Origin of the sequence: Streptomyces griseorubiginosus, from assembly GCF_036345115.1 — a bacterium.
Classification (GTDB): Bacteria; Actinomycetota; Actinomycetes; order Streptomycetales; family Streptomycetaceae; genus Streptomyces; species Streptomyces griseorubiginosus_C.
Genome location: NZ_CP107766.1, coordinates 3,557,976 through 3,582,398 on the forward strand (window position 1 = coordinate 3,557,976; position 24,423 = coordinate 3,582,398).

The window sequence follows — 24,423 nt, forward strand, 5'->3', positions numbered from 1 at the left end:
TACGTCCTCGAACCCGGATTGCGCGTCCAGCCACGCTGCACCACGGCACGGAACTGGTCCGGCACATGCTCCTCTCGCACATCGACTTCGAAACCTGCAAGCAGATCGGCCATTTTGGCATTGACTCTCATGAAGGCTTTCTCGCGCCACAACGGTTCCGATGACAACTGAACCGACTCCGACCGGAAGGAGCGTTGAGGCCAATCAGCTTCCAACTACCTCCTTGCGAAACTCTGCGTACGCTCCAGGGCGACACAGAAGAAAGACAGAAAAGGTGACCTTCACCTTCTCTGGAAAGTCAGGCTTCCTCGCCCAATATTTAGCAGCATTCGAGAGAATTCGAAAGAGAGTAGCGCGCTCCCCTGGGCTGCCGGCCAGCACAGAATCCGCGTCATCGATGACCAAATGATATCGATTTACGTCGATCCAATCCAGATCTTCAAGACAATCACGCAAGGCATCCCAGTTCCATCCGAAATAGGCAGGAAGCCGCAGATTTTCGTAAAACTGAGAAAAAACGCCATCCGCATCCGACATGTCCAACCCCTGCATCCTCGCAGTAAAGGCAGAGCCGGTGGATGGAAGCGCGTCGGCGATCGAAATATTCACATCCGTAGGAATTACGCGAATCCACGGAGGGGAGCTGGTCCACAGGGGGATACTTTTCATCGGCCAGGCTCCATAACAATCCAGGTCTGATAGTGGGTCGGAGTATAGTATGCGGATCCGTCCGAACCTGTGACTACCCTCTCTCCGCCCCACTTCGGATTTTGTGTCGATTGCACAGTTCCCCATTCAGTGTACCGCACAGGATTCCCTTCGCTGTCGAATTGCGGAAGCTGATAACCTCCGTTCTTGCCACTGTTCTCAAACGGTCGAGGCATTGACGGCCCCATACGCTGCGGCCCGGCTCCTTGCGCTTCAACGCCGAACTGCCGAATGTCCTGAAGGACTGCCTTGGATTCTGGAGGGACTTCTACAGGGATCCATCCCTCCAGCCGCGATGTGTCGCCCAGGATTTCTCCGGGTTCGCATGGGATGAGACCGAGAGCGTCGGTCCAGGTATGCGGATTGTGGACATAGATTGTCGGATTGGGTGCAGGTCCGAGACCAAGCGGATCGGAAGTGAGATAGCGAGCAATCTCGGGGTCGTAATGCCGGAAATAGTTGTAATGGAGGCCCGTTTCGGGGTCGTAGTACTGCCCCGGGAAGCGGAGTGGGGTATACGCCGTGCTGTCCGCCGCCCAGGCTGTCCTGCCCCACAGGGTGCTTCGGGTGCGCCAGGCTATGTCGCCCTGTTCGTCGATCAGTTCCGTCGGGGTGCCGACCAGGTCCGTGACGATCGCGAAGAAGCGGGAGTCGATCTCCTGCTGCGGGGCGTCGGCCGCTGTGATGCGTTCCGTTTGGGAGAGGGGGTGCAGGCCCTGGTGGTCCCAGGTCAGGGTTACCTGGTGGGGAACGGACGGGGAACTCGTCGTCTGTTCGCAGAGGGTTGTGCCGTCCCACGTGAAGTCCATCTGTTCCAGGACCGATTCGCCGTCCGGGGACAGGCGTTGCTTTGCGATTCTGCGGCCCAGCGGGTCGTAGCGGTAGCGCCAGCGGGTGCCGTCGGGCGTTGTCACCGCTGTCAGGCGGTCCTCCGCGTCCCACTCGTAGCGCCACGTGTCCGGCTTGCGGGACAGGCGCGTCTTCTGGCGGAGCGTGATGCGGCCCGCTTCGTCGTGTTCGTAGCGGACCGAGCCGGCTCGGGTGATGCGGGTGCCGACGTACTCGCGAGGCCCGGTCGATTCGCTGCCCGGGTGCTCCGTCGGCCAGGAGGCCGCGGTCTGGTTGCCCGCCTCGTCGTACGCGTACGTCTCCGTCCAGTTCGCCGCGTGGACCGCCGTCACCCGGCCGGCGGCATCGAGATCGAAGTGGCGCGTGCCGTTCAGGTCGTCGTCGATGGCCGTGAGGTTGCCGTCGGGCCGGTAGGTGTACGCGCGGTGCTGGAGGCGGTTGCCGGTGGGGCCCACCAGGTCCTGTTTCGTCAGGCGGCCCAGCGGGTCGAAGGACTGGGTCAGCCTCACCGACTCGCCTATGTGGCGGGTCAGTTCGCGGCCCGCCTCGTCGTGCGTGAAGGTGAGGGTGCGGCCCGACACCACCATGTCGGTCCGGTTGCCCGACGCGTCGTACGACCAGGTCGTCGTGGCGCCGGTGGGCGTGGTGCGGCTCGTTCTGCGGCCCAGTTCGTCGTACGTGTGGGTGAGGGTGCCGCCGTTCACCGTTTCCGACAGGACGCGGCCCGCCTCGTCCCGGTGCAGCGTCAGAACCGCGTCCGGGCCCGTCGCCTCCGCCAGGGCGCCCGACGGGTCGTAGGCGTACGTCGTGACCGCCCCGGCCGCCTCCTTGCGGATCACCCGGCCCAGGACGTCCCGCGAGAAGTGGATCGACTGGCCGGATGCCGTGGTGCTCTCCGTCAGTTGGCCGGCCCGATCGTGGGTGTACGTCAGCGTGCGGTCGTCGAAGTCCGTCTCCGAGACCAGGCGGCCGACCTCGTCGTAGTCGTAACTCCACGTCAGACCCTGCGGATTCACCACCTGTGTCAGGCGCAGTTCCGTGTCGTGGGCGAACTCGTAGCGCACGCCGTCCGGGCCCGTGCGGGCCGCCAGCAGGTCGAAGTGGGTGTACTCGAAGCGGGACACCGCGCCCGACGCGTCCGTGTGGGTCAGGCAGTTGCCCTCTCCGTCGTACGTCCAGGATTCCGTCGTGCCGTCCGCTGCCGTACGGCGGGACAGGCGGCCCTCGACCGTCCATTCCAGGGCCGTCACCGCGCCCGTGGGGTCGGTGATCCGCACCGGGCGGCCGAAGGCGTCGCGTGCGTAGCGGGTCACCGCTCCCAAGGGGTCGGTGATCTCCAGGGGGAGGCCCGCCGCGTCGCAGTGGACCCTTGTGGTGTGTCCCAGGGCGTTCGTGACGGCCGACAGGTGGCCCCGGTCGTCGTACGTGAAGCGGGTCGTCGTCCCCGAGGCGTCGGTCACCGCCGTGCGGTTGCCGTACTCGTCGAACTGCTGGCCGACATGGCTGCCGTCCGCGCCGACCACCGCCACCGGCAGTCCCTGCTCGTTGTACGCGACGCTCGTGTAGCGGCCGTCCGGGCGGGTCGCCAGGACCGTGCGGCCCGCCTCGTCGTAGGCATAGCTCACCGTGCGGCCCAGGGGGTCGGTGACCGTGAGGGGGCGGTGGGCGCGGTCATGGGTGGTGTGGGTCGTGGCGCCGTCCGGGGTGGTCACCGCCGTCACTTGTACGTCGCTGTTGATCTCGTACAGCGTGCTGTGGCCCAAGGAGTCGACCGCCGTGACGGTTCGGTGGCCCGTTGCCGGGTCCGGGTCGCCGTAGGTGTAGGTGTAGCTCAGGTGGCCCGCCTCGCCGCCCTGGGAGGTACAGCGGTCCTCGGCGTCGTAGGCGTAGTGGTACGAGGAGTTGTTGGTGTCCGTCCAGGCCGTGATCCGGCCCAGGGTGTCGTTGGTGAAGCGGGTCGGCAGGCCGGAGGACTTCGTGACCGTCGACAGGTGGCCCTCGGCGTCGTACCCGAAGCGGACCAGCTCGATGTCCTCGCCGGAAGCCAGGCGCAGAGCCGTGATCCGGTCGCCGGTTCGCTCGATCCGCAGGTCGTAGCCGGCCGAGTGCACGATCCCGGTCGGGGCGCCCTCGTCGTCGTACTCGAAAGTCAGCCACTGGCCCGAGCGGTCGATGATCTGGGAGAGCAGGGCGATGCCGTCGCCGCCCGGGCCCGCGAAGTCCCAGATGCGGCCGGTCGCCGGGTCGGTGACCGTGTAGTCGCCGTACTCGTCGACCGTCAGGGGGTGGCCCTCGCCTGCCAGTGGAAGCACCGGCACACCGGGAGCCGGATGCGGATACGCCAGCAGGGAGCCGTCCTCGCGGACGAAGACGACTCCCTCGGCGTCGATCTCCAGGCGCTGGTCGGTGGTCGACGTCCACTTCGGGCCGAACCAGCGGCCCGCCCGGTACGACGACTCGAACTGGCGGGAGAACACCAGCGGGAGCCTGGCCGGGAGCGACACGTCCGTCTGCGGCAGGGACATGCGGCCGGTGGCCATGTCGATCGGGTCGCTGCCGAACACCTTGCACCACAGCCGACGGGCGGCGTCCATCGGCGCCCTGCGCACCCCGTCGCGCGCGGCTCCCGTCGCCGCGTCCTTGCCGAGCCCGCGCAGGGCGTCGCGCGCGGCCGCCCGGCCCACTCCGCCCGCGCCCTTCCCGCCGATCAGGTTCGAGAGCAGATAGCCCGCCGCGTCCCCGGGGTCGCTCGACCAGCCCGTGCCCAGCAGGGACATCGGCAGCCGTTCCGGGTGGGCCGCCGTCCCCACCAACCCCGCCAGCAGCATCGAGGAGTTCTTCGACCAGTCGCCGGGGTGGGTGAGGTTGTAGGGGTCCAGGGGGTTGACCGTGCGGGCCAGTTTCAGGACGTCCGTGCCGCCGCGGAGCAGACCGCCCAGGACGTGGACCGAGTTGAGCTGGGTGCCGACGAACAGGTCCGCCGCGCCCGCGCCCAGGCGGTCGGTGAACTCCGGTTTCGGTGGGGCCGATTGCAGCGCGGCGGCGATCTTGCGGCGGGCGTCCTCCGCCACGTCGGTGCGCTGGCGGCGGGCGCGCTCCAGGATCTCCTGCGCCTCCTGGCGGCCCCCGCTGCCCGGATCCACGTATTCACCCGGGTCGATCGGTTTCGGGCCGGGGTCCTCGCCGGCACGGGCGGCGGCGTTGTACTGCTCCGCGGCCTTGCTGTAGGCCGTCGTCTCCGCCTCGTACTCCTGGCGTGCCCGTCGGCTGGCCCGCTCCGCGTCCCGGTACTTCTCGATCGCCGCCCGCGCCCGCCCCTGCGCCCACTCCACCATGTCGGCGTACGACTCCAACGCCCCCGCCGCCGCCGTACACGCGTCCGCCGCCGTCAGCCACTGCTTCGGCTGGACCTCGAACTTCGCGCGGAACGCGTCCGCCGCCTGTCCCCGCCACTCGCCCGGGTCGAGCGACCGCATGCCCTGGCCGACGTTCTCGAAGGCGGTCGCGAACTTCCGTAGGTGGCCTGCCCGTTCGCGGAGCGCTCCCGAGCTGCCGTGGATCAACTCCTTGGGGTCCTCGGTCTCGCCCAGCGCGCGTTCCGCGACCGTGCCGCCCAGGCGGTTGTCGACGCTCTCGCCGAAGTCGCGGACCTTCTCCGCCGCGCCGTCCGCGCCCACGTCCGACAGCAGGCCCGCCGCCTTGTCCGTGCCCCAGCCCACCGCCTCGCCGACGCCCTTGTTCAGGCCGTCCGCCGCGCTCTCCAGGCCGTCGCCGAAGTCGTCGACCAGGTCCCCGAAGCCCATCAGCCCTCATCCTCCGGGGAGTCCGCCGAAGGGGGTCCGCTCCACTGCCAGTCCGTCCGCGGGTCGAAGAGTGCGTCCGGTGTCACCGTCGAGGTCGAGACGTCCTCCGCCGCCTGCGACCAGGCCGCCTTCACCTCGTCCTGGCCCGACGTGAACGACTCCGCGCTGTAGTCCGCGTTCGCCACCTGGGAGACCGGGTTGTCCTTCAGCGTCTCCGACCAGGAACGTTCCTTCACCTCCTCCGGGGAGAGGTACGGGTTGCCCGTGCCGGCCGTCCACACCGACTTCAGGGTGTCGGAGACGTACTGCTCCTGCTCGTGGTAGATCCCCGCCGACAGTCCGAGGCGGCCCGCGAACTCGTTCGCGTCCTGCATCAGGGAGCGCACGCCCCAGCCCCAGCGGTCGCAGAAGTCCCCGAAGACCTGCTGGAGGCCGTCGTCGCCGACCTCCAGGCCGGTCATCGACAGGTCGTCGAAGCCGCGGCCCAGGTTCGCCTCGATGTCGAAGCCGAACTGCTTCAGCTCCGCCATCGCCTGGTTGATGCCGCGGGTGATCCGTTCCATCGCCTCCGGATCGACCTGGTAGCCGTCACCGGCGCTCACAACGCGACATCCACGGCCACCGCGTCCGGCACGATCCCCGTCACCGGGGGCAGCACCATGCCGGTCGGGCTTCCCGCGTCCACCGCGATGCCGACCGGGCCGCCCACTCTGGGGACCACCTGGTCCAGCAGGCGTGCGCCGAACACGGGCACCCAGCCGGGCGGAGCCTCGCCCCGCGCCTCGGCGAACCGTTCCAGCGCCGCGCGTTCCGTGAACGCAAACAGCCAGCGAATGCCGCCCGCCTCCACCGACAGCAACGAGCCGTCGACCACCGGCACCAGGACCTCCCTGCGCCGGAACTCCCCCACCAATGCCCGCCGTTCACCCAACGCCTCGGCACTCACGCCAGCCGCCCCCGTCGTAGACCTCATCGAACGTCGCACAAGTGAACGATGATGCTAGACGATTCGGCTGTGCGCCGCCCCCGGGGTTTCGGACGCGGCGTTTCGGACGCGGCGTTTGAGACGCGGCCGTTCAGACGACCGGCACCGCCGTCACCGCCGAGAGCCGGTGCACATCCCTCGCCGACCCCGTCACCCCCGACAGGAACCCCTGCGCCCGCGGCGACGCCGTCTCCGTCAGCCAGTCGGGGTCGATGTCACAGACCGCCACCCGGACCTCCGTGCCCGCGAGCGCCAGCGGAAGCGTGTGGACGACGGTCGACGGGAAGCTGAGGATCGTACGGCCGATGGGGCCCCGTCGGGCGATCAGTTCCAGCGGGAGGTCCGGGCGGACGATCTCCAGGCCCGTCTCCACGGCCAGCCGGTGGAGCTTCTCCGTCGACTCGCGGCGGTGGGCGAAGTACCGGGTCGCGCCATGGGTCTTGGCGAGGCCGGTCACCGCCTCCAGATAGCGGTCGGCATCCACCACGCCCGTCTCCACCAGTGAAGTGCCCACCATGTCCGCGCCCTTGGTGATGCGCGGCGGGCCGAAGCGGGCGCGGGTCCAGGCGAAGGAGTTCGACGAGACCGTCACCCCCGCCGGTGTCTCCGTCATCGGCATCGAGGAGAAGATCTCGACTCCGCGGCCCTCCCCCGGCGTCAGGCGTTTGCGGGCCGCCGCCGAGATCGGCGCGAAGGCGAGGTCGCGGGGGCTCGGACGGCCGCCCTTGCGGTGCCAGCGCACGAGGCGTTCCCCGCGGGCCAGTTGGGACACGAACTCCATCGTCGCCGTGCCGTCGTCGACCACGACCAGGTCGTCGGCGCGGGTGATGGTCAGGAGGAGTTGTACGTAGCGGGAGAACGGGTCGCCCAGGACCACCCGGTCCGCCCTGCGGAGCATCCCCGCCAGGCCGCCGATGGTCTGGAAGGGAGCCCCCGGGCCGCCCCTCGCCTCCTCCCAGCGGACCTCGTGGCCCTCCTCGCGGGCGAGTTCCGCCATGCGGCGCAGCTGGCCGCGGGTCATGGGGTCGGTCGGGGACAGTACGACGAGGGTGAGCTCGGCGCCGGGCCCGTGGGCGTGCGCCCACTCCAGCGCGTTCAGGAGCTGTACCGGACTCTCCACGAACGCGAGAGTGTGGGGGCCGGTGTTCCCGGCGCGGGGGCTCATCGACGTACGACCGTCCCGTCGTAAGGCGCTCATGAGGGGCGCGTAAGCAGGAGACGCACCGGGCCCTCGGCGAAGGCGAACAGCCGCCGAGGACCCGGTACTTGGTGGATCAGACCGAGACCGGCTCGCCCGCGGCGGCGGCGATCTCCGCCTCGGCGACCACACCGGTGACGCGGCGCAGCTTCTTCATGGGGCCGAGCTCGGAGTCGTAGACCTTCTTGACGCCGTCGCCGAGGGAGGCCTCGATGGTGCGGATGTCACGCACCAGGCGCGTCAGGCCCTGCGGCTCCACCGACGCGGCCTGGTCGGAGCCCCACATCGCGCGGTCCAGGGTGATGTGGCGCTCGACGAAGGTCGCGCCGAGGGCGACCGCGGCCAGCGTGGTCTGGAGGCCCGTCTCGTGGCCGGAGTAGCCGATCGGGACGTTCGGGTACTCCTCCTGGAGCGTGTTGATCACGCGCAGGTTGAGCTCCTCGGCCTTGGCCGGGTAGGTCGAAGTGGCGTGGCAGAGGAGGATGTTGTCGCTGCCCAGGACCTCGACCGCGTGGCGGATCTGCTTCGGCGTCGACATGCCGGAGGAGAGGATGATCGTGCGGCCGGTGGCGCGCAGGGCGCGGAGCAGCTCGTCGTCGGTGAGGGACGCGGAGGCCACCTTGTGGGCGGGGACGTCGAACTTCTCCAGGAAGGCGACGGCCTCGGTGTCCCACGGGGAGGCGAACCAGGCGATCCCCTTCTCCTTGCAGTACTCGTCGATCTGGCGGTACTCGTCCTCGCCGAACTCCACGCGGTGGCGGTAGTCGATGTAGGTCATCCGGCCCCAGGGGGTGTCGCGCTCGATGTCCCACTGGTCGCGCGGGGTGCAGATCTCGGGGGTGCGCTTCTGGAACTTCACGGCGTCGCAGCCGGCCTCGGCGGCCACGTCGATGAGCTTGAACGCGTTCTCCAGCTCGCCGTTGTGGTTGATGCCGATCTCGCCGCAGATGTAGACGGGCTGGCCGGGTCCTGCGATGCGCTCGGTGCCGAAGGTGCGCAGGCGGGTGTTCACAGACATGGCGGGAACGTTCCTTACTTGTCGAGGGAGAGGGAGTCGAGAGAGGGGCCGAGGATCCAGCTGGCGATCTCTCGGATCGCGCCGTCGCCACCGGGGACGGTGGTGACCGCACGGGCGGCGCCGCGTACCACGTCGTGGGCGCTCGCGACCGCCACGGGCCAGCCCACGAGGGCGAAGCACGGGAGGTCGTTGACGTCGTTGCCGACGTAGAGCACGCGCTCGGGCGCGATGCCCTGCTCCTCGCACCACTGCTTGAGGGCGAGGTCCTTCCGGTCGATGCCGTGCAGCACGGGGATCTTGAGCTTGCGTGCGCGGGCGGCGACGACCGGGTTCTGCTCCGTGGAGAGGATCAGCATCTTCAGGCCCGACTTGCGCAGGGCGGCGATGCCGAGTCCGTCGCCGCGGTGCACGGAGACGAACTCCTTTCCATCGGCGTCGATCAGCACCCGGTCGTCGGTCTGGGTGCCGTCGAAGTCCAGGACGACCGCGTCGACGTCCGCGAAGGACGGGAGCGCGCCGGGGCGGTCGGCGTCGAACAGGGGCGCGAGTGCCCTTGCCCGGGCGAGGTCGTGCGGGTCGTCGATCTCCAGCACGCGGGCGGGGTCGGTGCGCACGAGTTCGGTGCGGCCGAAGAAGCGGTGCCGGTGCTTGCGGAAGCCGGGCGCGTCCATCGCGTAGGCGGCTCCGGTCTCCAGGAGGTCCTGGGGGCGGTCCTGGCGGCGGGGGCGGAAGGACTTGTCGTGGTTGACGCCGTAGCCACCGCCCACGGCCGCCTCGGCCTCGGTGACGGTACCTGCGGTGGCCTCGGTGCCTGTGCCCGCCGTGGCCTCGGTGCCGGTCCCCGCCGTGATCGCCTCGTCGAAGGGGTCCGCGTCGCGCCAGATGAAGCCGTGGAAGGGGGCCACCGTGACCGCCGTGTCCGCGCCGTTCTCGACGATCGCGGAGGCCACGCCGTCGATGTCCTCGCGGACGACAAACGGGCTCGTGCACTGCACGAACACCACCACGTCGACGGCGGAGCCGTGCAGGGCCTCGTGGGCGTCCATCGCGTGCAGGACGGCCGCCTCGGAGGTGGCGGTGTCACCGGCGATCGCGGCGGGCCGCAGCACGACCTCCGCGCCGGCCGAGCGGGCGGCGGCGGCGATGGCCTGGTCGTCGGTGGAGACCACGACGTCCGTCACCAGCCGGGCGGCCCGGCACTCACGCACGGCACGGGCCACCAGCGGCACACCGCCGACGGGAGCGAGGTTCTTCGCGGGCACGCCCTTGGAGCCGCCGCGCGCAGGGATCACCGCGAGCACCCGGCGCACGGCTTGCGGGTGGGACATGGGGTCTACTCCTTGATACGGGGCCACAGCTCCCCCATCCGGGTACGTGGTCACAGCTCGCCCATCCGGCGGATCACCGGAGCCACCCGCTGCACGCCGTGGCGGTACGCCCCCCGCGCCGCGCGGCGGACGATCTGCCGTACCGGGCCGGGCTCCTTGTCGGCGGCGGGGGCGCCCGGCAGCGGGGTGCCGTCGGGGCCCAGGTGGTGGCGGGCGAGGATGCCGGGGAGGTAGCCGGGGGCCGTGGTGGGTGTGTAGTACGGGGTCAGCGGGGGCATCTCGGGCGTGGCCAGCAGCTTGGCGATGCGCTCGCGGGCCGTGTCGAAGGCGGCGGCGTACGTGCCGTCGGCGACCACGCCCTGCCGGGCCACCCACTCCTCGTCCGCCACCGGCCGGTGCCCCGCGTCCAGTTGGTCCCAGGAGGCAAGGCAGCCGGAGCCCACGAAGTGGTGGTTGCCGAGGGTCTCGCGCACGCCCAGGTCGGTCAGGACGACCGTCGGGATGCGGCGGTGCAGGGACTCCAGGGCGGCCGTGGAGCTGATGGTGACCAGCAGGTCGGTGTGGTCGAGGACCTCGCCCATGTTCCCGTACACGAGACGGAAGTTGGCCGGCGGATCGAGCCGCTGGACCAGCTTCTGGTACGGCAACTCCTCGATGTGGGTGGTGTGTTCGCCGGGCCTGGAGCGCAGCTTGAGCAGCACCTCGCGCTCGGGGTGCAGCCGTGCGTGCCGGACCAGCCGCTCCAGGAGGTACATCCGGTCCCTGCGGTTGTCCGGCACCGAGGGCTGGACCGCGAACACCACGGTGTACGGGGTGTGTTCACCTTCGTAGGCCGCGCCGCCGAGGAAGGGCAGGGCCACCTCGGTCACGGCGGAGGCGTCGGCGCCGACCCCCTCGTACACCGCGCGGAAACGCTCGGCGTCCTGACGGGAGTTGGCGAGGACCAGGTCGGCTCCGTGCCGCAGGAGCAGACCGTCGGCGAGCTTCTCGTAGACGACGCCGACATAGCCGGTGACGACGACGGGCCGCTTCTCCCGCCCCTCCCAGACCCGCGCGAGGCCGTGCAGCATCGCCTGGACCCCGCCGCCGACCAGGGCCAGGACGACGAGGTCGTACGACGACTCGGCCATGGCGCGCAGGAACTCGACGGCGGTGACCTCCCGCAGGGAGTCCGCGCGCACGCCGACCTCCTCGAGCTGGCGCGGGGTGGGGGTGGCCCGGCCGCGCAGCAGGTATCCGTCCAGCGCGAGGCCGACTTGCGCCCCGCCTCGCGGTGCGGCTTCCATGGACGGATCCGGGGCTATGCGGTCGGCGGTCAGCGCACCCCATTTCCAGCGGGTGTCGGAGTCCGCGAGGACGGCGATTCGGAGGGGCTTCGGTGTACTTGGCGGCACGACGAAGACGCTAGGAAGCAATTTCTAGGTGCGGCCCAACCGTGAATCAACGAAAAGTTAACAACACCCCACCGAGAGCCGAACTGGCCCGTCGAAGACCGGGAAGTACACGGGATGCACCGTTCCGACACATCGAGTTCACCCTCAGTCCCCTTTCCGGAAAGTTCCGCTGCCGGACCGCCTTCTAGCGTTTCTCGGGTGCCTAAGCTCTCCGTCATCGTGCCGTTCTACAACGTGCAGCAATACGCCCCGGACACCCTCCGAAGTCTCCGCATGAATGCGCGCCGGGATTTCGAGTTCGTGCTGGTGAACGACAGATCCAAGGACGAAACCCCGGCCATTCTCGACCGTGCGGCCGAGGATCTCTCGGACGTCGCCCAGGTGCAGGTCATCCACCACGAGACGAACGGAGGGCTCGCCACCGCGCGCAACACCGGCCTGGACGCGGCACGGGGCGAGTACCTGACCTTCCTGGACGGTGACGACTGGCTGGCGCCGGGTTACCTCACGGAACTGGTCACCGCCATCGAGGAGTTGGGCTGCGACTTCGTGCGCACCGACCATGTGCAGACGGTCGCCCGCGCCCGGACCGTGCACCGGGTGCCGGTGGGGCGGCGCAACGAGGTGCTGAACCCGAGGGACGCGATCCTGCCCGCCGACCGCTCGACCTCCGTGGACTACGCGTACGCCTGGGCCGGCGCCTACCACCGCCGGCTGCTGGACAGGGGCCTGCTGCACTTCACGGACGGGCTGCGCACGGCCGAGGACCGGCCGTGGATCTGGAAGCTGCACCGCGAGGCCGAGTCGTTCGCCGTGGTGAGCCTGCTCGGCGTGTTCTACCGGCGCGGGGTGGCCTCCTCGCTCACCCAGATCGGCGACGCCCGCCAGCTCGACTTCATCCGCGCCTTCGACCAGGTCATCGAGGAGACGGCGGCGGACCGGGACGCCGACCGGCTGCTGCCCAAGGCGGTGCGCACCTACTGCGCGATCATCGCCCACCATCTCTCCGACGAGTCCAAGTGGGAGCCGTCCGTGGCCCGGCAGCTGCGGACCATGAGCGCGGCCGCCATCAAGCGGATGCCGCAGGACATGCTCGGTGACGTGCTCGACACCATGGACCTGCGCCGCTCCGCCAAGCTGCGGCGGCTGCGGCGGCGGGTCACCTCAGCGAAGGCGGCCGCGTGATGGCACAGACCGGTTCCCGTACGACCCAGATCTTCTGCGCGTCCACGCTGTACGGCGCGGTCACGCTGGCCGCCGCGATCGACTCGGACCTGTTCGAGGAGCCCGAGCGGCGGGTGCTGCTGGTGTTCAACAACACCTCCACGCCCGAGACTTCGGTGCCGCTGGACGAGATGCCGGGCTTCGCCCCGCTGCGCGACCACTTCGACGAGGTGCTGTCCTGGAACGAGGCCATCCGCCCCTTCCATCCGGGCTCCTGGACCCCGCGCCCGGACGACGTCCCCCTCTTCGAGCGCTATCTGCGCCTGCTGTGGGGCCTCGGCGAGGACCGGGTCGAACTGGTCCTGGAGTCCATCCAGGTCACCCCCGCCCTCACCGTCGCCCAGATCTTCACCGGCGCCCCCGTCGACGTCTACGCCGACGGCCTGATGAGCTACGGCCCCACCCGCAACAAGCTCGACCCGCTCGTCGGCACCCGGGTGCGCCGCCTGCTCCACCTGGACCTGGTCGCGGGCCTGACCCCGATGCTGCTGACCGAGTTCGACGTGCCACCGGTCGTGGTGCCGACGTCGGCGTTCCTGAAGGCGATGGGTGAAGTCACCGCGTCGGTCCAGGAGTTGCCGCGGGTTCCGGACGAGGCGGCCCTGCTGCTCGGGCAGTACCTCTCGGCGCTGGACATCCTCTCCCCCGAGGAGGAGGAGAGCCTCCACGTACGGATGCTGAAGGGGGCCGTCGCCCAAGGGCACCGCTCGGTCGTCTTCAAGCCGCACCCGAGCGCCCCCGCCCGCTTCAGCCGCGCCCTGGAGGCCGAGGCGGAGAAGCTCGGCGTGGCCCTCACCGTCCTGGACGAGCCGGTACTCGCCGAGGTGCTCTTCGAGAAGGCCCGGCCCGCACTGGTCGTCGGCTGCTTCTCCACCGCCCTGTTCACGGCGTCCGCCCTCTACGACCTGCCGGCCGCCCGCATCGGCACCGAGCTGCTGCTGGAGCGGCTGACGCCGTACCAGAACAGCAACCGGGTGCCGGTGGTGCTGGCCGACGCGGTGCTGCCGGATCTGGAGGGCCGAGGAGGGCAGGAGGCCGTGCCCGCGGACACCCTCAACGCCCTGATCACCGCGCTCGGCTTCACCCTGCAACCGCAGATCCACCCCTCGCTGCGGCCGGCCGCGGAACGCTATCTCTCACAGCACTTCGGCCCGCGCACCCGCCGCTACTTCCGCAAGAAGCGCCTGACGGCGCTGGGGCTGCCGGGCGGGATTCCCGAGCGGCTGACCTTCCTGCCGCGCAACTCCACGGCGCGCCGGGTGGTGCGGCGGGCGCGGGCCCTGAAGAAGGCTGTGAAGCGCTAGGCGGAACACCGGGTGAACCACGGGGGAATTACCTGCGCACCTTCTTGAAAAGGCCAGGTCATGGGCTTTATGGCCTGGCTTTTTCAAGGTTCGCGCCACCTGTGACAAGCCTCCGCGGCGCCCCTACCATCGCGGGATGCGTATCCCCCAGCTCGAAGAAGCCAACGCCCGCATGCTGGCGCACGCACCGTCCGTCCGGCCTGTTGCCACCAGCGACATCATCCGCACCCATCGGAAAAAGTTTCCCTATCGCGGCTATGTGGAGATCGACTCCCCTTATTGCCCGCCTTTCGTGATGTTCTGCGTGAATGACGACGCGGTCGGCCTGGACACACTGTGGAACGGCCGGTTCGGCTATGAGTCCGGCAGTCTCGCCACCTGGTCCCGGCTCGCCGCGCAGAGCACGACGATCGCCGATGTCGGGGCGCACGTCGGCTACTTCTCGATGATCGCCGCCCTCGCCAACCCGAAGGCGAAGGTGCACTCCTTCGAGCCCGTGGACCAGATCCACGCCCGGCTCTCGGTGAACGTCCGGTCGAACGCCGCCCAGAACGTGAAGCTGTACCAGGCGGGCGTCTCCAGCGAGGCGGGCTGGGCCGAGATCAGCGTCCGCTTCGCGGGCAACCTGCTGTCCACGGGCTCGACCCTGGAGGGCGGTGCCGCCGACGCCGAGCGGAAGCGCATCCGGCTGGTGTGCCTCGACGAGGTGTTCGCCGAGACCAGGCTGGACCTGGTGAAGATCGACGTCGAGGGTCACGAGATGTCGGTCCTCCAGGGGGCCCGTCAGGTCCTCAAGCGCGACCGGCCGACAGTACTGCTCGAAGCGCTGCGGGACGCGGACATGCGGATCCTCCTCGACGAGTTCGACCCCCTCGGCTACGACTGCCACTGGGTCACCGAGCAGGACGGCACGCTCGTGCCGTGGTACGCGCCCCGGCCGGCCAAGACGCGGAACCTGCTGTTCACGCCCAACGATTGAGAGTGCGGACGGCTCCCGGCCACGGCCAGTTGGGCGGAAGTTCACAGACCTTCCATAGCTTCTCCGAATGCCCCAGCAGGACATCCGACCGCGCATACCCGACGTCGTCCCGGCACAGCCGGCGCCGCCGGGACCGGAGCCGGTGCGCCGCTCCCTCGTCTCGTACGTCCTCCCCGTCTACAACGAGGAGGACGGCATCACGGCGTTCCACACCGAGCTGGTCACGGCGCTCGCCGAACGCCCCGAACTCGACTTCGAGTTGGTCTACGTCAACGACGGCTCCGGCGACGGTTCCCTGGCGATCCTGAAGGATCTCGCGAAGAACGACGGGCGGGTCCGGGTCGTCGACTTCGCCCGCAACTTCGGGCACCAGATCGCCATCACCGCCGGTCTCGACGTGGCCCGGGGAGACGCGGTGATCGTGATGGACACCGATCTGCAGGATCCCCCACGGGTCAGCCTGGAGCTGGTGGACGCCTGGCGGGAGGGCGCCGAGATCGTGCACGCCCGTCGGCGCTCCCGGCAGGACACCGCGTTCAAGCGGGCCACCGCGCACCTCTATTACCGGGTGCTGCGCTCCTCGACCGACGTGGACATCCCGCTGGACACCGGGGACTTCCGGCTCCTTGACCGGCGGGTCGCGGACGAGCTGCGCAAGTACCGTGAGCGCAGTCGGTTCGTCCGCGGGATCGTCGCCTCGATGGGCTACCGGCAGACCGAGGTGGCCTTCGACCGCGACGAACGCTTCGCGGGCGAGACGAAGTACCCGCTGCGCAAGATGGCCCGCCTCGCGATCGACGGCATGACGAGCTTCTCCACCGCCCCGCTGAAGATGATCACGCGGCTCGGTTTCGTGGTGCTCGCGCTGTCGCTGCTCGGGATCGTCTACGCGCTCGCGATGAAGTTCTTCCGCCCCGACATCACCGTCTCCGGCTGGACGATGATGATGTGCGTCGTGCTGTTCCTGGGCGGCACGCAGATGCTGTCGCTGGGTGTCATCGGCGCGTACGTGGGGCGCATCTACAGCGAGGCGCAGGGCCGGCCGCTGTATCTGGTGCGCGATGTGATCGGCGGCGACGGTGAGCGCTGACACCACGGCGCCCGGGACCACGACGGCTCCGGCCCGGCGGCGGCTCTCCCGGCAGCTGCTCAGCTACACCCTGATCGGCGGCAGCGGGGTCGCCCTCGACCTCGTCGTCTTCCTGCTGCTGCACAACGCGGCCGGGATGAACGAACAGTTCGCCAACGCGATCAGCACCACGCTCGGCATCGCCAACAACTTCGTGCTGAACGCACGGTTCACCTTCGAGCGCCGCGACCGTCTCGTCGTGCGCTTCCTGCGGTTCTACGCCGTCGGCCTGACCGGCATCGCCCTGACGAACCTGCTCTTCCTCGCCTTCACCGACGGCCTGGGGATCGACGCCGGCCTGATCAAGGCGGCCTCGCTGCCGCTGGTCCTGGCGCTGCAGTTCGTGCTCAACAGAAAGTGGAGCTTCGCATGAACCTCGGCATCATCGGCGCGGGTGCCACCGGCCTCACCGCCGCCTGGGACGCCGTACGCGCCGGCCACCAGGTCACCGTCCTGGAGGCGGCCGACGAACTCGGCGGTCTCGCCGCGTCGTTGGAGGTCGGCGGGGTTCCCCTGGAGCGCTACTACCACCACATCTTCCGCAGCGACAAAGCGATGATCGCGCTCATCGAGGAGCTGGGGCTGGGTGACGCCCTGCGCTTCCACCGGCCGACCACCGGCATCTACCGGGGCGGGAAGCTGATCGACTTCACCACCCCCCTCGACATGCTGCGCTTCCCGGAGTTCGGCCCGGTCGACGCCGTGCGCTTCGCCGGTTCGTCAGCGGTGCTGAAGGCGGTCCGCAAGGGCGATCGCTACAACGACCTCACCGCGCTGGCCTGGCTGCGCAAGTGGGCCGGGAAGAAGGCCACCGCCGCGATCTGGGAGCCGCTGCTGCGCGGCAAGTTCGGTGACCGCGCCGAACAGGTGTCGATGGCGTGGCTGTGGGCGCGGATCCACTGCCGGACCTTCGAACTCGGCTATGTGGACGGCGGGTTCGAGCGGGTGTACGCGGCGCTCAGGGACGGGATCGAGGATCACGGCGGGAAGGTGGAGTTCGGCAAGGCCGTCCGGTCGATCCGCCAGGACGGGCCCGAGGAGGCCGTCGTGACCTGCGCGGACGGATCCTCGTACGCCTTCGAGCGGCTGATCGTCACCACCCCGCAGCCCGCCTTCGCGAAGGCCGCCGGACTGCCCGACGACAGCACGCTGTGGAAGAACCAGTACCTGGGCGCCACCTGCTTCGTCCTGGAGCTGGACCGCAGCGCGATCCCGTACTACTGGCTCAACATCAACGAGCCGGACTTCCCGTTCCTCGCGGTGGTCGAGCACACCAAGATGATCGACCCGTCCGTGTACGGCGGCCGCCACATCCTCTACGTCGGCAACTACGTGGAACGCGAGGACCGGCGGTTCACCACGGACCCGGGTCAGCTGCTCGACGAGTTCGTGCCGTACCTCAAGCGGATCAACCCGGCCTTCGACAGGTCCTGGATCCAGACCTGGCACTTCTCGAAGGCCGGGTTCGCCCAGCCGGTGGTGACGCCCGAGTACCGGGCGCTGATCCCGGCCCATGAGACGCCCCTGAGCCGGGTCACGCTGGCCACGATGGCGCAGATCTACCCCCAGGACCGGGGGCAGAGCTACTCGGTGGCGATGGCCCGCGAGGTCACTACCGCGCTCGGGCTCAACGCCTGACGCACAGCACCAGCCGCTCCCCCGGGCTCCCGGGCGGGCAGTCGTACACGGCGGTGACCCGGCGCCACAGTTCCGGGTCGACGTGGCCCGGCTGGAACCAGGGCCGCTCCAGCACCGCGTACGGGGCCGGGTCGTGGTCCACGCAGTCGGCGTTCTCCTTGAACGACTTCAGCCCGGCCACGTCCGGCAGGTAGCGGGTGCGCTGGAGGAAGGTGGCGATCGGGTAGCGGCACCGGGCCGGGTGGTCGAGGTCGTACGCCGTCTCCCCGAAGGCCAGGTACAGCACCGGGGCGCCGGGAGGCAGTTCGGCGGCGATCCGGTCGACCTGGTCGGCCGTGCGCCGCTGCTGCTCCAGGTACCCGGCGCCGGTGACGGTGACCTTGCCGTGCAGCACCAGGTGCGGGGAGCCCGGCCAGATGCTCGCGGCCAGCAGGACGACACCGGACAGGGCGACCAGGACGGCCGACCGGTTCCGCAGCCGTTTCTCCAGCAGGACGTCCACCCCGGCCGCGAGCAGCGCGACCAGTCCGGCCGCCCAGACCTCCCACGGCCGCTGGAACCTGCCGGGCAGCTGGGCGTACAGCACGGGCAGGACGCCGTAGAGCAGGGAGACGGCCCCGAAGCACCACGGCGGGGACTTGCGCGCGCCGCCCACCGCGACGCCCCAGACGACCGCCGCGACCACGGGCATCTGCGCGCCGTGGTACAGGAACCAGTTGCCCTGTACGACCACGACCGCCTGGGCGGCGAGGCCGATGAGGGCGGCGATCACGAGGAGTTCGGTGCGGCGCAGCCGGCCCCGTACCCGGGTCAGGACGAGCAGCAGCGCGCCCGGCAGGAGCAGCAGCACCGGGCTGGTGACGGCGCGGTCGGCCAGGAAGTCCACCGTGCGGTCGAGGATGAAGTGCGGGCGGATACCGGTCCTGCTGAGCGCGGACTGGTTGATCTGCGGCATGTCCTCGGTCCACTGCCACTCACGGGTGCCCGCGAGGACGCTCAGCCCGAACAGGGCCAGAGCCGCCGGGATGCCGACCAGGGTGAGGCGTACGGCCCGGCCCCGGTCGACGGCGTAGAGGAGGAGCACCCCGATCGCGGCGGTCGCGGCGGTGGAGTACTTCATCATCACCGCGAGGCCCAGCGGGAGCGCGGCGAGCAGGGCCGCGGGCCAGGGACGGCGGGGGCCGAGCGCGGCGGCGACGGCGAACACCGTGAGGACGACGGCCGTCCACTCCGGCTGGAGGAAGTCGTTGCGGGGGGCGAGGGTCAGGGCGAGCCCGGTGGCGCCGGCCGTCAGCGCGGCCTCGCGGGGCGTGGTCCGGCGCAGCAGTGCCGCGTGGAGGGCGTAGGCCGCGGCGGCTGCGAGCAGGACGCCCGCCGCGTTCATCACCGCCTCGCGCACGGCCGTACCGCCGAAGAAGGCGAGCCGGTCGAGGAGGGCGACGAACCACCGGTAGAAGAACGGGCGGTGGGTGAAGACCTCGGAGGGTGAGTAGCCGGCCGCCCGGCCGGTGCGCAGGGCGGCCAGGACGTAGTGGAGGTCGCCGGTGAGACCGCGGGTGAGCACCGTGTACACCACGGCGGCCGCGGACGGCACGGCGACCGCCGCCCACCTGAGGGGTGAGCGGCGGGCGCCGGGCGAGGTGGGCCGTACGGAGGTGTCGTCGGCCAGGGTCGTCGTCATGGTGTGCTCAGCCGCCCAGGAGGACCCGCAGGTCGGCCGCGTTGGCCTCGGTGACCTTCCACAGCTCCTGCTGGCGGCCGTGGACGTCGGCGACCGTCCTGTCGTGGTCGGCGAGCAGCTCCTTCGAGCGCTCCACCAGCCGGTCGGCGAGGTGGCGGTCGTGGACCGAGACGCCCCACTCGGGCCGCTCGATGTCCCGCAGGAAGTAGGCCATCTTCGGGTGCGAGATGAGGCTGATGATCGGGGTGCCGCAGCCGAAGGGGATCATGCCCGCGTGGCCGCGCATGCCGATGACCAGCTTGGTGCGGGCGTAGAGGTCGAGGATCTCCTTGTTCTCGAAGTCGTACATCGGGATGACCGGCATCGAGATGCCGTGCTCGCGCCGCAGATCGAAGACGATCTTCTCGTCGTCCAGGGAGTGCGCCACGCACTGCACTTCGGCCAGCTCACCCAGGTCGCGGACCGCCTTCGCCATCTGGGCCAGGAAGTAGCCGTAGTCGTGGCCGAAGCGCAGGCCGGCCCGGTCGTAGGCGGCGTTGATGAGGATCGTGTCGTCGCGCTTGCCGGGGTCCTGCCAGTCGGGGACCAACTGGCGGGTGACCGTGGTCGGGCAGGGCTGGAAGCGGATCTTGTCGTGGAGGTGGGACGGGACCATGGCCCGCACCTTCTCGATGGAGCCGTGGTTGCGCAGCCCGAAGAAGGAGGACTGCTCGACGAGGAGCCGGAGCGAGTCGCGGAAGCGGCCCGCCCGGTAGGACTGGCCGTCGAAGGCGTTGAAGCCGACGGCGAAGACCGCGACGGGCACGTCGATGCGCTTGAGGAGCTCGTCGGGGACGTTCCACTGCCAGGCGCTGTTGCCGTTGGGCATGGTGTCCGGGATGAACAGGCCGCCGCCGCCGATGACCAGGCCGCGACGGCGGTTGACGCGTTGGAGTGCGCCCTCGTCGAAGAGGCGGTGGGCGTGCACCGAGTGCCAGCGGCGGGAGGTGGTGTCCGGGCCGAAGGCGGAGCGGACGCTCTCCGGGAGGAGCTTGTCGCCCGCGTTGCCCTGCCGGTCCATGTAGAACGCGACGTGCGCCAACTGGTCCTCGGGGGCGCCCAGTTCCTGGGCGGGCACGGCGGAGGCGCGCTGTGCCCACAGGCGGCTGGAGCGGTGGGTGGGGTCGACGGCCGTGCCCGCGGTGGCGTACCGCAGGGCCTCGGTGTTGTCGCCGTGCACCCAGGCCATCTGGGCGAGGCGGGCGTAGGCGGTGGCGGCCCGGTTGGGGGCGGCGGCGGCCAGCAGGAGCTGGGTCCTCGCCTCGTCGTAGCGGGAGACGCTCATCAGGGCGTGGCCGAGGACCTCGTGCGGCCAGGCCTCGTCGAGCGGGATGCGGACGCTGCTCAGGATGTCGACGGCGTCCTGGTAGTCGCCGGTGGAGATGTGGGCGGCGGCCACCTTGCGGGCGGCCTCGACGTCCCCCGTGCGCGCCACGTGCGGGGTGCCGTAGTGCACGAGCAGGTCGTGGTGCAGGCTCCCCTGCCGGTCCAGGTAGGCGGCCTGGAACTCGGCGTCGGACAGCTCGAACTCGCGCCAGCGCTCCTCGGCGCGGCTGTAGCCGGACTCGCCGCCCTGCCAGGGCTTGTGGCGGCCGGTGAAGTGGAGGATCGCGGTGTCGTCGGGGACCGGGAGGTCGCCGGACAGCCGCCGCTTGACGAAGTTGTAGCGGGCGTCGAGGCGCACGAAGTCGCCGTCCAGGACGGCGTTGAGGATGCCCTGGTCGTGCTTGTCGAGCTCGTAGTCGCCGGAGCGTCCGCACTTGTCGAGCCGGGCGCAGAAGGAGTCGCTCAGGTACTCGCGCTGGATGACCAGCAGACCGGAGTTGAGCTTGTGCTGCCCGTAGAAGAACTGCGGGACGGCCGCGAGGCCCTCGCGCAGCCGGAGGAGTTCACCGAGGTCGCCGAGAACGACCATGTCGGTGTCGAGGGTGATGATGGTGTCGTACTCGCGGATCCTGAAGACGTCCAGGATGAAGTACGCCTTGCGGACCAGGTAGTTGTCCTGGTCGCCCTTCTTGTACGAGTCGTAGCGCTCGGCGTCCACGCGCCTCAGGACGATCCGCGGGTGCAGGGCGCGGATCTGCGCGATCGAGCCGGGGCGCAGGTCGTCGTAGAGGACGACGAAGTCCTCGCACACGTCCGGGTTGGTCAGCGCGAGGCTGCGCAGCAGGACGAGGAAGCCGGGCAGGTAGTTCTCGTCGACGAAGCTGGCGAAGGCGATCTTCCGCTTGCCGGTGAGCGCGTGCGCGTCGGTCACCGGGGCCAGGGGGGCGGTCGCGGTGAGGGAGTTGGTGGTCATCGCAGGGAGATCCTCGTGTCGGTCACGCTCTGGGCCCGCTCCATGACCCATGCCTTCTCGCTGGTGTATTCGTGCACGGAGGTGATGGCGAGCTTCATCGCGTCCTGGACCCGGTAGGCGCCGCTCTCGTAGAAGTCGAAGCCGATCAGGTCGAGCTTCGGGCTCACGTCGAGGAAGTCCAGCAGCCACAGCATGTTGAAGCCGGAGGTCGGGATGCCCGACCAGACGTCGGTGCCGACCTTGCCGATGTTGCGCAGGGGCCAGCGCAGCGACTCGTCGCCGAGGTAGGTCTGGGCGCCGGGCACCAGGCGGTTGCGCAGCGAGTACTTCCAGTCGCCGGAGACACCGCCGAAGACCAGCCGGGTGGTGACGTGCTGGTCCCAGTTGAAGCCGTGCTTGTGGATCGTGACGTGGATGTCGGTCCTGGCGCCGGTGTGCCTCGGGTCGATCCGGTAGGAGTTGAAGCGGACCACGAGGTCGTACGCGTCGATCTCCGCGCCCAGCGAACTCGCGCCCACACGGCCGGAGTTGGCGATGAGGCAGATCGACTTGCCGGCGATCTGGTTGCGGAACTCACCGAGGGTGATCCACTGCACGCCGCCGATGGTGGGGTCCTCGACCGGACCGCGCATGCGGTTGCGGCGCTGCTCGGCGTAGAGCTCGACCGCGCGGGTGAGCGCGGCGCCGTCGGTGTCCTCGGTGGAGCGCAGGTCGAGGTACTGGCTGAGCAGTTCCTGCCGCTCCTGTACCGGGGCGTTCTCGTCGTACAGCGCGAGGAGCGCTCCCACCAGCCGGGGCTCGGCCTCGGCCCAGTCGCCGACGGCGTGCGCGGCCAGGCCCTCGGCCCACACGTCGGTGGCGGGGCGGTCGGCGAAGGCGCGGGCGCCGGGGACCTGCCGCGTGAGGAGTTCGAGGAGCTCGCGCTCCTTCTCGCCCGCGATGCGCAGGCCCGCGATGCGGGCGCGGACGCCGAAACCGTCGTCGTCGGTGAGGCTCAGGTACTTCTCGTACGCCTCCAGGGCCTCGGCCTCCTCGCCGAGGGCTTCCAGGAGGCGGGCGCGCAGCCGCCAGCCGGCGCGGGAGTTCTTTCGCTGGGCGAGGACGGTGTCGCTGATGATCAGGGCGAGGTTCAGCTCGTCGTCGTAGCCGCACTCCAGGGCCTTGTTGCCGACGGCCAGGAGGGCGTCGAGCAGTTCGGCCGGGATGTTCGCCGTGGGGGTCGCGGCACCCTTGACGGCCCGCTTCAGCAGGGCGGTCGCACCGGAGGGGGCGGGCGTGGCCGGGGCGGCGGTGGCGGTCGTGCCCCAGACGACCAGCAGCTTGCGCAGCTGTTCGCCGAGTTCGACGCGGCGGCGGTCGACGCTGCCGACGACCTTGCCGCTGTGCGCCGCACAGGCGCGCAGGCAGTCGTCCAGCTCCCCTCCACGCGCGCGTGCACGCCTCTTCTGGACCGTCGTCATGGCTCTCCTGTTGATTTTTCTTGCCAAAGCAAAGACAAGTTCACGGGTTTACTGCGACGTGGGGGGATTCTGGGCGAACTTAGGAAGCCAAAACGACGTTCAGGTGAACTCGCCGGGACCAGAAGGCCAATCGTTGACTCGGCACGTAAGACATCGCCGTGATTCGGACTAACGTGCTGAGGCGCATCCACAGGAGTGACTTAGGCTCTGCAGAGCTTGCGAAGGGAAAACCCGTGACCAGCATGACCGTCCGGCCGGCACCCGACCTGCCCCGGCGGCCGGAAGGGCCATCGCCCGCACCGCGCCCCCGGGAGACCCGGCTGCGGGCCCTGGACGGACTGCGACTGGTGGCCGCACTCATGGTGGCCGCGTACCACTACGGCGGCCGCGGCGGTGACATCACCCAGTCCTGGGGGAGTTCCGCGCAACGCCAGTTCCCGACGCTGCACACCTATTTCTCCTACGGCTGCCTCGGCGTCCAGGTCTTTTTCGTGATCAGCGGATTCGTGATCTGCATGAGCGGCTGGGGCCGGCCCCTGAAGTCGTTCTTCGCCTCCCGCGCCTCCCGGCTGCTGCCCGCCTACTGGGTCGCGGTCCTGCTGGTCACGGCCGTGTTCGCGCTGCCGGTGGCCGCCCAGAAGGCGCTGTCGCCGAGCGACGTCATGGTGAACATGACGATGCTCCAGATGCCGTTGGGCGTCGACCGGGTGCTCGGGGTCTGCTGGACGCTGTGGGCGGAGGTCCGCTTCTACGCGCTGTTCGCGCTGTGCGTGGTCCTGCCCGGGGCCTCCCGGCGCCGGGTGATCATGTTCTGTGCCGGCTGGACGCTGGCGGCGGCGATCACGCAGGCCGCCCACCAGCCGTTGCTCGACACGGTGTTCATGCCGGAGTACGCCTCCTTCTTCATCGGCGGTGTCGGCCTCTACCTCGTCCACCGCGACCGGCGGGACGTGTACGCGTGGGGCATCGTGGTGGTCAGCTTCCTGATCGGGCAGCACTACGCGGTCAAGTCGCTGTGGAACGCCTCCGACCCCAACGCCTTCGCGCACCGCACCTCGCTGGGCATCGTGCTGGTGGTCGCCTTCGGATTCGTCGCGGTGGCGGCCATCGCGCTGGGCTGGCTGAACTGGGCCGACTGGCGCTGGCTGACGGTGGCCGGGGCGCTGACGTACCCCTTCTACCTGGTGCACGAGCACCTGGGCTGGGTGGCCGTCCGGGTCCTGCACCGGAGTCTGGGCATCCCGTCGTCGGTGACCTTCGCCCTGACGATCGCCCTGATGCTGTCACTGGCCTGGCTCGTGAACCGACTGGTCGAGAAGCCGCTGACCCCACGACTGCGCGGAGCACTGCTGCGCTGACCGGCGTCTCTTCCTGTGCTGTCCCGACG

18 protein-coding genes are annotated in these 24,423 nt (G+C 69.8%); 7 read left to right on the forward strand and 11 right to left on the reverse strand.

All coding sequences use genetic code 11. From position 1 onward, the window contains the following. Positions 1-204 precede the first annotated feature (204 nt). The 8 genes from OHN19_RS15875 to OHN19_RS15910 all read right to left on the reverse strand — a co-directional run bounded on the left by OHN19_RS15875 (position 205) and on the right by OHN19_RS15910 (position 11,283). Positions 205-669, reverse strand: coding sequence for a barstar family protein (locus tag OHN19_RS15875; RefSeq protein WP_330264820.1), 465 nt, complete (start codon positions 667-669; stop codon positions 205-207). Further along, complete coding sequence (locus OHN19_RS15880) at positions 666-5,360, reverse strand: putative T7SS-secreted protein (RefSeq protein ID WP_330264821.1); 4,695 nt, start codon at positions 5,358-5,360, stop codon at positions 666-668. Before OHN19_RS15880 ends, OHN19_RS15875 begins: the two co-directional genes overlap by 4 nt. Further along, complete coding sequence (locus tag OHN19_RS15885; protein ID WP_330264822.1) at positions 5,360-5,962, reverse strand: hypothetical protein; 603 nt, start codon at positions 5,960-5,962, stop codon at positions 5,360-5,362. Before OHN19_RS15885 ends, OHN19_RS15880 begins: the two co-directional genes overlap by 1 nt. Beyond that, positions 5,959-6,306 carry an SseB family protein gene (locus tag OHN19_RS15890; RefSeq protein WP_330264823.1) on the reverse strand — a complete coding sequence of 116 codons (348 nt, stop codon included), beginning with the start codon at positions 6,304-6,306 and terminating at the stop codon, positions 5,959-5,961. Before OHN19_RS15890 ends, OHN19_RS15885 begins: the two co-directional genes overlap by 4 nt. A 130-nt stretch (positions 6,307-6,436) precedes the next feature. Beyond that, on the reverse strand, positions 6,437-7,510 hold the full coding sequence (locus tag OHN19_RS15895; RefSeq protein WP_330269630.1) for a hypothetical protein: 1,074 nt from the start codon (positions 7,508-7,510) through the stop codon (positions 6,437-6,439). Positions 7,511-7,619: 109 nt separating this feature from the next. After that, entirely contained in the window at positions 7,620-8,561 is a 942-nt protein-coding gene (locus tag OHN19_RS15900) for an N-acetylneuraminate synthase family protein (protein WP_330264824.1), read from the reverse strand. A gap of 14 nt (positions 8,562-8,575) precedes the next feature. Continuing rightward, positions 8,576-9,889 carry an N-acylneuraminate cytidylyltransferase gene (locus OHN19_RS15905; RefSeq protein WP_330264825.1) on the reverse strand — a complete coding sequence of 438 codons (1,314 nt, stop codon included), beginning with the start codon at positions 9,887-9,889 and terminating at the stop codon, positions 8,576-8,578. 50 nt (positions 9,890-9,939) lie between these two features. After that, positions 9,940-11,283, reverse strand: a complete 1,344-nt coding sequence (locus OHN19_RS15910) for a DUF6716 putative glycosyltransferase (RefSeq protein WP_330264826.1) — start codon at positions 11,281-11,283, stop codon at positions 9,940-9,942. Between the two features lie 198 nt (positions 11,284-11,481). On the opposite strand from OHN19_RS15910, the gene OHN19_RS15915 reads away from it, so the two are divergent. The 6 genes from OHN19_RS15915 to OHN19_RS15940 all read left to right on the forward strand — a co-directional run bounded on the left by OHN19_RS15915 (position 11,482) and on the right by OHN19_RS15940 (position 17,557). After that, a complete protein-coding gene (locus tag OHN19_RS15915) occupies positions 11,482-12,468 on the forward strand; it encodes a glycosyltransferase family 2 protein (RefSeq protein ID WP_330264827.1) in 987 nt (328 codons plus the stop codon). Continuing rightward, positions 12,468-13,811, forward strand: coding sequence for an alpha-2,8-polysialyltransferase family protein (locus OHN19_RS15920; RefSeq protein WP_330264828.1), 1,344 nt, complete (start codon positions 12,468-12,470; stop codon positions 13,809-13,811). Before OHN19_RS15915 ends, OHN19_RS15920 begins: the two co-directional genes overlap by 1 nt. Positions 13,812-13,947: 136 nt before the next feature. Beyond that, positions 13,948-14,790 (forward strand): FkbM family methyltransferase, encoded by an 843-nt coding sequence (locus tag OHN19_RS15925; protein WP_330264829.1) that lies wholly within the window; start codon positions 13,948-13,950, stop codon positions 14,788-14,790. A 67-nt stretch (positions 14,791-14,857) separates the two neighbouring features. Then, on the forward strand, positions 14,858-15,880 hold the full coding sequence (locus tag OHN19_RS15930; protein WP_330264830.1) for a glycosyltransferase family 2 protein: 1,023 nt from the start codon (positions 14,858-14,860) through the stop codon (positions 15,878-15,880). Beyond that, positions 15,870-16,292 carry a GtrA family protein gene (locus OHN19_RS15935; RefSeq protein WP_330264831.1) on the forward strand — a complete coding sequence of 141 codons (423 nt, stop codon included), beginning with the start codon at positions 15,870-15,872 and terminating at the stop codon, positions 16,290-16,292. Before OHN19_RS15930 ends, OHN19_RS15935 begins: the two co-directional genes overlap by 11 nt. Continuing rightward, positions 16,289-17,557, forward strand: coding sequence for an NAD(P)/FAD-dependent oxidoreductase (locus OHN19_RS15940; protein WP_330264832.1), 1,269 nt, complete (start codon positions 16,289-16,291; stop codon positions 17,555-17,557). Before OHN19_RS15935 ends, OHN19_RS15940 begins: the two co-directional genes overlap by 4 nt. Here the strand turns inward: OHN19_RS15940 and OHN19_RS15945 are convergent. The 3 genes from OHN19_RS15945 to OHN19_RS15955 are packed head-to-tail and all read right to left on the reverse strand — an operon-like array spanning position 17,547 to position 23,036. Further along, complete coding sequence (locus OHN19_RS15945) at positions 17,547-19,238, reverse strand: hypothetical protein (RefSeq protein WP_330264833.1); 1,692 nt, start codon at positions 19,236-19,238, stop codon at positions 17,547-17,549. The genes OHN19_RS15940 and OHN19_RS15945 overlap by 11 nt on opposite strands. A gap of 7 nt (positions 19,239-19,245) precedes the next feature. Beyond that, positions 19,246-21,576, reverse strand: a complete 2,331-nt coding sequence (locus OHN19_RS15950) for a glycosyltransferase (protein WP_330264834.1) — start codon at positions 21,574-21,576, stop codon at positions 19,246-19,248. After that, entirely contained in the window at positions 21,573-23,036 is a 1,464-nt protein-coding gene (locus OHN19_RS15955; RefSeq protein ID WP_330264835.1) for a glycosyltransferase family 29 protein, read from the reverse strand. The genes OHN19_RS15950 and OHN19_RS15955 overlap by 4 nt, the downstream gene beginning before the upstream one ends. Positions 23,037-23,278: 242 nt before the next feature. Here OHN19_RS15955 and OHN19_RS15960 point away from each other — a divergent pair, with 242 nt between their 5' ends. After that, positions 23,279-24,394, forward strand: a complete 1,116-nt coding sequence (locus OHN19_RS15960) for an acyltransferase (protein WP_330269631.1) — start codon at positions 23,279-23,281, stop codon at positions 24,392-24,394. Positions 24,395-24,423 lie beyond the last annotated feature (29 nt).